7 protein-coding genes are annotated in these 6,990 nt (G+C 67.6%); 5 read left to right on the forward strand and 2 right to left on the reverse strand.

From position 1 onward, the window contains the following. A partial coding sequence (locus L995_RS14470) for a hypothetical protein (RefSeq protein ID WP_231574434.1) occupies positions 1-1,311 on the reverse strand: 1,311 nt, incomplete at its 3' end. A gap of 3 nt (positions 1,312-1,314) precedes the next feature. After that, positions 1,315-2,544 (reverse strand): ATP-binding cassette domain-containing protein, encoded by a 1,230-nt coding sequence (locus L995_RS14475; RefSeq protein ID WP_047472401.1) that lies wholly within the window; start codon positions 2,542-2,544, stop codon positions 1,315-1,317. Positions 2,545-2,709: 165 nt separating this feature from the next. On the opposite strand from L995_RS14475, the gene L995_RS14480 reads away from it, so the two are divergent. The 5 genes from L995_RS14480 to L995_RS14500 form a co-directional block, all read left to right on the forward strand. Continuing rightward, positions 2,710-3,435 carry a Crp/Fnr family transcriptional regulator gene (locus L995_RS14480; protein WP_047326023.1) on the forward strand — a complete coding sequence of 242 codons (726 nt, stop codon included), beginning with the start codon at positions 2,710-2,712 and terminating at the stop codon, positions 3,433-3,435. Between the two features lie 221 nt (positions 3,436-3,656). Then, positions 3,657-3,968, forward strand: coding sequence for a DUF4148 domain-containing protein (locus L995_RS14485; RefSeq protein ID WP_016449055.1), 312 nt, complete (start codon positions 3,657-3,659; stop codon positions 3,966-3,968). Positions 3,969-4,157: 189 nt separating this feature from the next. Next, the gene (pabB, locus tag L995_RS14490) at positions 4,158-5,327 is read left to right on the forward strand and encodes an aminodeoxychorismate synthase component I (protein ID WP_047472399.1); all 1,170 of its coding nucleotides are present in this window, start codon (positions 4,158-4,160) and stop codon (positions 5,325-5,327) included. 14 nt (positions 5,328-5,341) lie between these two features. Next, positions 5,342-5,977: an aminotransferase class IV gene (locus L995_RS14495; protein WP_046984874.1), complete on the forward strand. Its 636-nt coding sequence runs from the start codon at positions 5,342-5,344 to the stop codon at positions 5,975-5,977. Between the two features lie 138 nt (positions 5,978-6,115). After that, positions 6,116-6,990, forward strand: an 875-nt coding sequence (locus L995_RS14500) for a Bug family tripartite tricarboxylate transporter substrate binding protein (protein ID WP_047472400.1), incomplete at its 3' end; no start/stop codon positions are given.

Raw genomic sequence — 6,990 nt, forward strand, 5'->3', positions numbered from 1 at the left:
GAGCACACGGATGCGCAGCCAGGCGACCGATATCAGCGCGGCTGGAAACAGCCCCAGCACATAGAGGTTGGTGATTCCCAGCATCCCGGCCAGCACGCTGCCAAGCAAGGTCAGGACCAGGCATGCGCCCCAGGCCACCAGCTGCATGACAGGCATCAGGCGCACCAGCACCAGGGCCAAGGCAAGGAAAAAGCCAGCGCTGGCGGTTGCCAGCAACTGGGCCATCCTTTGCCAGCCTTCGTCGCTGGATCTTTCAGCGCGCTGCAGATGGCTTTCCTGGTAGGCATGCAGGGCGAGGCCGTAGCGCGCGTGCTTCCATTGCACATGCTGCAGCGGGCTCCGCCGGATGTCGAACCTCTCCAGCGGGATGAGCCACTTGCGGTTGTTCTGGGCCAGATAGACATCAAAGCATTTGCGCGGATCCGGCTCCAGATCCGAAGGCCTGCTGCGACCCAGGGTTGGTTTGCAGTTGGAATCCTGTGCCCTGGATGCCTTCTCGCCATTCCCTGGTTGCGGGTTCGCGGCCAGGTAGGCGCGCCATTCCTGGGCCAGGGGGGATTGCAGCGCGCTGCGGTAGCTGGCCAGCAGGTGCTCCGCCTGGTCCTGGGCGGAGCTGGCAGACTGGCGCACATAGCCTCTGGCCTGCAATGGCTGGCCGTAGCGCTCCAGCGTCGCGGCAATCGCGGCCTGGTCTCCGCGCATCAACCAGACCAGGGCCTGGATGCCCGGGTACTTCGCCGGATCGACCTCTTCCTCGCGCAGCACACGTATCCATTCCACGAGCATGGCCGCCTGGCGTGGCGCGACAAGCGCCTCCAGGGCGGCGACTTGCTCGACAGTCTGGATCTGTGCACTGACATCCGTGTCCGACCATTGGCGCTGCATCCGCATTTCATAGATGGGCGAAAAGGCGATCGCAGGCGCGAACAATAGCGATAGGAACAAGGCTCCCCACAGGTACTCCCAGCACAGGCCCCAGCGGCCCACGGGGGCGTGTTCGCGCCAGCGGTTGTGGATGCGCACGCGCAGCAACCACCACAGCGCCAGGCCGATCGCCACGATGCAGGCCACGACGGAGCCGATGTCCAGTGCCAATTGCTCGGGCGTTTGCTGGGCTGTGGACGCAACGCCGGGCAGGGAGCCCATCCAGCGCGCCGGTTCGGCCATCCATTGCATCCAGATGCCCAGCACCAGCACGCACCACAGCAGCGCCAGCGGCAGATACCAGTGCAGCCGCAGCTGCCACAGCAGGGGGCAGCGCATCAGCACCCATTGGTCCCAGCGGTTCGTCATATCGGAAAAACGTGGCATGGCTCAGTCCCTCACGAACAGGCGGCGGGTGGATGCGGTGATGTCGCGGAAATAGCGCACGGGCATCTGTGCCTGCACGGCCTGCGCCAGGAACTGCGCTGCCGTGAACGGCACATGAAAGCTCACGATGTGGGTCTGGCCGCTGAGCTGGTGCGTATGGGATGGCAGCCGGTCCAGCCAGGGTTTCAGTTGCGCCATGGCCCAGCCGGTCTCGAACTCGATGGCGCAGCCTTGCATGGCGGCAAAGCTCTGCTGAACGCTGCGCGGCTGGCCTTGCTCCAGGAACAGCACCTGGTCGGCCACCTTTTCCACCTCGTACAGCTGCTGTGAACTCAGCACCAGGGCCATGGGTTGCCAGGGCGAGCGCGCCAGCGACTGCAGATCGGTCAGCAGGGTCTGCTGGGCGTTGATGTCCAGGTTGGCCAGCGGCTCGTCCAGCAGCAGCACGCGCGGCCGGCAGAGCAGGGCGCGCGCCAGCTCGAAGCGCATCTTGTAGCCCGAGGACAGCTGTTTCCACTGGTGGCCCCGGAAGGCGCGCAGCCCCAGCTGCGCGATGACCAGCTGTACCAGGCAGATGTTGCGTGGGCCCACGGCGCCATGGCTGCGCGCGGCGAATTGCAGATGGTCCATCAGGCGCCCGCTCCAGACGGCCGGGCGCTGGGGGATATAGGCGAGCTGGGTGCGCAGCAGGTAGGCATCGGCGGCGGGAACGCCCCAGTCCAGCTGCCCCGCGTCGGGCGCCAGATCGGCGGCCAGCAGGCGCAGCAAGGTGGTCTTGCCGTTGCCGTTCTCGCCCACCAGTCCGAGGATGGTGCCGGGCTCCACGGCCACATCCACCGGCCCCAGCGCAAAGCCGCCGCGCCGGTAGCGCTTGACCAGTTGCCGTCCCAGTATGCAGTGCGCACGGTATGCACGGTGCGCACGGGAAGGTGCGGAATCGGCCTGCAGCGCCTGGCCCGGGGCATGGGCGGCATGCAGGGCGTCGAAAACCTGCTGCACCAGCGCGCGGCGGGGCTCTGCGCCGGAATCGGCAGCAAGGCCATCCCAGGCATCCAGCGCAGTCAGCAGGCTCTGCTGCACGGCGGTTTCGGCGGGCAGGGCGGCGTCTATGAGTGCACGCCAGGCCCCATGCCATTGCTGGCTGGCGATCGCCTGTTCCACGGATTGCGCCCAGGCCGCCACGGTGGCCTGCGGGCGCGCGGGTGGTCGTGCCGATTCGATGCTCGATTCCATGAAGCCCTCCCTTTTTTCTGTGCTGCGCGGTGCGGCCATCCGGGGAGCCGGACAGTGCGATTCCCGGCGCGCGACGAGTCTATGCGATCCCGCTATGCTGTGATTCCCGCGACGGACGACAGGGCCCGCACAGGCCCTGCGGATGCGCTTCAACGGTGTTGCACCATGTCCGGTTCCTTACAGACATCTCCGCTTCTTCCCGCCGTGGCCTGGCAGGGCCTGCGCCAGGTCCATGTGCTGCAAAGCCTGTCCGACGAGCGCCTGGCCGAACTGGCCGCGCAATGCCGCTGGCAGCATCTGGCGCTGCACCAGACGCTGGAGGGCGCATACACCGATCAGCGTCTCTACATGCTCGTGCAGGGCGGCTTGCGCGTCAGCAGCTATGCCCCCAACGGGCGCGGGCTCACGCTGGGCGAGATTGCACAGGGCGTGTTCTTCGGCGGTCTGCCGCAGCAGCAGGCGGGCTGCACGGCCATGCCCCTGGTGGTCGAGGCAGGCGTCCCCAGCCTGATTGCCTCGCTGGCCCATGAGGATGTGGAAGCCCTGCTCATGAACGAGCCCCAGGTCCTGCGCGCCTTCATCGGCCGGCTCAGCGACCTGGCCGTGGCGCTGGCGCGCCGCATGGTGGATCTGGGAACGCTGTCGGTGCGCAGCCGCCTGCATACCCAGTTGCTGGAACGTGCCGAGCGCGCGGGCATCGACCAGGGGCAGGCCCTGCTGGCGCCCGCACCCCGGCAGACCGATCTGGCGCTGCTGCTGGGCTCCAGCCGCGAGGAAGTGGCGCGCGAGATGTCGCGCCTGGTGCGCCTGGGCCTGCTGCGGCGCGAAGGCCGCAACCTGCGCATCTGCCATGTCGAAGGCCTGCGCGTGCTGCTCGAGGAAGCGCGCTGAGCCTTGTCTGCCGCGGCTGTTTCAAGCCGCGAAAAACACTGTTTCTAGAACGCGTGAATCGGCCTTCTGTCGAGGGGAGCACGGGTGAAAAGGCAGCGGGCCGCCCGGGCCGGATGCCAAAACACGTGAGAAAACGCACAGACGAAGAATGCTGCAGCGCCGCATAGTACGTCCATGCCGTGAGGAAATGAATGCCGAGCGGCCTTTTGAAAGGATCTGACATGCGTACCCTCTCCGCTGCACTGGCCGCCCTGACCCTGGGCCTCGCCGGCACTGCAATGGCCCAAGAAGCCGTTTCCCCCTCGTCCTCCGCCACCGCAGGCCTGAGCCGCGCCGAAGTGCTGGCCGACCTCGAGATGTGGCACCAGGCAGGCATGACCTACCTGCCCTCGCCCTCGGCTGACCGCGAAATCGGCTACAACTCGGCCGAATACCAGCGCGGCCTGGCCCGCTACCAGCAACTGCGCAGCGGCCCTGCCTACCGCGAGGCCGTGGCCCGCCTGGAAGGCCAGCACACCGTCACGCAGAAGTGATGTGAATGGATATGGGTCCGGCATGGTGCCGGGCCTGTTGGTGGAAAGCGTCCTTTCGGGACGCTTGGTTTGGCGCCCTTCGGGGCGCTTTTTTGTTCCCCGCGCTCTACACTGGGCGGCCCCGTGTCAGTGGCTGCTATCGATAGCGAAGCTGCTGATGCAAGTACAGCATGCGTTGACGGCCGTTTTGTGAAGTTTCTGATCGATTTTCCCAACCCTCATGACGGCTCGGCCGCCCGGCTGCGCCATGGCTTCGGGCCGCCGCTGCGCAGCCTGGCAGCCCATGCGCCCGAGCAGGTGCGCGGTGTGCTTGACGCCGTGCAGCAGGCTGCCCAGGCCGGCCTGTGGTGCCTGGGCTGGGTGCGCTACGAGGCGGCGGCGGCGTTTGACGCGGCCTACGCCGGCGCCCTGCATGCCACGCCGCCAGGCGAGCCGCTGGCCTGGTTTGCCGTCTTCGACGGCCCCCGGCCCTGGCCTGAAGACGCGGACGCGGTCGAGACCGGCCCTCAGGTGCAATCTCAGGTGCAATCTCAGGCGCAATGGCAGCCCGGCCTGGAGCGCGCGGATTTCGATGCCGCCATTGCGCGCATCCACGAGGCGATTGCGGCCGGTGACTGCTATCAGATCAATTACACGGCCCAGTTCATGGGCCGGCTGCTGGGCGACATCCCATCGCTGTTCGCCGCGCTGCGACGTGCCCAGCCCGGCGGCTACGTGGCCTGCATGGACAGCGGCGACGAGCAGGTGCTGTCCGTCTCGCCCGAGCTGTTCTTCGACTGGGATGGCGAGCGCATCCTCACGCGCCCCATGAAGGGCACGGCGCCGCGTGGCGCCACGCCTGCACAGGACGAGGCGAATGTCCAGGCCATGCGGTCCTCGCCCAAGGAGCGGGCCGAGAACGTGATGATCGTGGACCTGCTGCGCAACGATGTCTCGCGCATTGCCGAGCCTTTCAGCGTCCAGGTGCCGCGCCTGTTCCATGCCGAACCCCTGCCCACCGTGTGGCAGATGACGTCCGACGTGCAGGCGCGCACGCGGCCCGGCACCGGCCTGGCGGACGTGTTTGCGGCGCTGTTTCCCTGCGGCTCCATCACGGGCGCGCCCAAGCGCCAGGCCATGCGGCTCATCCACGAACTGGAATCGGGTCCGCGCGGCGTCTACTGCGGCGCCGTGGGCGTGGTGCGGCCCGGCACCACTGCAGGGCGCGTGCACGCCACCTTCAATGTGCCCATACGCACGGTGGTGGCGCGTGGCACGGAACTGCGCTGCGGCATCGGCAGCGGCATCACTTCGGGCGCCGAGGCGCCTGCCGAATGGCAGGAATGGCGCCACAAGAGGGCTTTTCTGGACAAGGTGTGAAAGGGCGTGCAGCCATGGCGGATACGGACTTCGATTTCGACATTCTGGAAACCCTGGCCCTGCGGGATGGCGGTTTCATCCACCTGCAGCGCCATGTGACGCGCATGCAGGACGCGGCGCGGCATTTCGGCCGGCCCTGCACGGATGCCGTGCTGGAGCAGGCATTGCAGCAACTGCGCCAGGCGCACGCCAGCGGCCACTGGCGCGTGCGCCTGGCGCTGGATGCCACGGGGCGGATACAGACCCAGGCGGCGCCGCTGCCACCTTCCGCCACGCCTGTTCGGCTGGCGCTGGCCGACCGGCCCATCGCCAATGCGGTGGCGCGTGGCGACTGGGTGCGTTTCAAGACCTCGCGCCGCGCGCACTACGACAGCCTGCAGCCCACCGATGCCTCGGTGTTCGACACCGTGCTCCACAACGAGGACGGCGAGATCACCGAGGGCACGCGCGGCAACATCGCCGTGCTGCTGGCGGGCCGCTGGGTGACTCCGCCGCTGTCCAGCGGCCTGCTGCCCGGCGTGGGCCGCGCGGTGGCGCTGGACGAGGGCCGCGTGGTGGAGCACCCGGTACGGCTGGACGACCTGCCGCGCGTGCAGGCCTGGGCCTTCGTCAACAGCCTGCGCGGCTGGCTGCCGGCGGTTCTGCGCTGAATAGCAGGCTAGGGCGACGGGTGGAACTCATGGTTTTCAGGGATGGATTCCACAAGGCAATGTCAGACAATCGGTGAATATTGTTGAGCAATATCATTTTGATTGTCGGCTGATGCCTGTCTCCCCTGAGATCGATCCATGCATGAATTCCGTTTTTCCCGCCGCGCGCTGATCAGCGCCGCGGCTGTCCTGGCGGCGGGTCCGCTGTGCGCCCAGACCACCTATCCCAACAAGCCCATTCGCGTCGTCGTCGGCTACGCGGCAGGCGGCTCGGTCGACCTGGTGGGGCGCGTGGTGGGTGACATCCTGGCCAAGCACCTCAATGCGACCGTCGTGGTCGACAACGTGCCCGGTGCCGCCGGCGTGGTGGCCGCGCAGCGCGTGGTCGGTGCCAAGGCCGATGGCTATACCCTGCTCGCAGGCTCCAGCAACGAATTGGCGGGCACGAAGTTCGTCAACGCCGCGCAGAAGTACGACCCGGCCACGGACCTGACCGGCATCGCGCTGACCGGCGTGCTGCCCAACCTGTGGGTGGCCGGCACCAAGATGCCGGCCAAGACCATCGACGAGTTCATCGCCCTGGCCAAGGCCCATCCCGGCAAGTACAGCTACGGCAGCCCGGGCATCGGGTCCACGCCGCATTTCTCGGGCGAGCTGATCAAGAAGATGGCCGGGGTGGACATCGTCCATGTGCCCTACAAGGGCTCGGCCGCGATGACCAGCGACCTGGCGGGCGGCAACCTGGACTTCGCCATCGTCTCTCCCTCGGTGGCGGCTCCTTTCATCCAGAGCGGCAAGATCAAGGCCCTGGGCGTGACCACGGCCCACCGCATCGCCATGATGAAGGACGTGCCCGCACTGGGCGAGAACGCGGCGCTCAAGGGCTACGCGCTGAGCGGCTGGTTCGGGCTGGCGGGTCCCAAGGACCTGCCTGCCGATGTGGTGGCCAGCCTGCAGAAGGCCTTGAAGGCGGGCCTGGCCGATCCGGCGATGCGCGCGCGCCTGGACGCGGA

The sequence above is a fragment of the Delftia sp. ZNC0008 genome (assembly GCF_000799035.1).
Classification (GTDB): Bacteria; Pseudomonadota; Gammaproteobacteria; order Burkholderiales; family Burkholderiaceae_C; genus Comamonas; species Comamonas tsuruhatensis.

Coding starts and splice junctions, on each gene's coding strand:
- L995_RS14475 (WP_047472401.1), bottom strand. CDS start 2,544: ATGGAATCGAGCATCGAATCGGCACGACCACCCGCGCGCCCGCAGGCC.
- L995_RS14480 (WP_047326023.1), top strand. CDS start 2,710: ATGTCCGGTTCCTTACAGACATCTCCGCTTCTTCCCGCCGTGGCCTGG.
- L995_RS14485 (WP_016449055.1), top strand. CDS start 3,657: ATGCGTACCCTCTCCGCTGCACTGGCCGCCCTGACCCTGGGCCTCGCC.
- L995_RS14495 (WP_046984874.1), top strand. CDS start 5,342: ATGGCGGATACGGACTTCGATTTCGACATTCTGGAAACCCTGGCCCTG.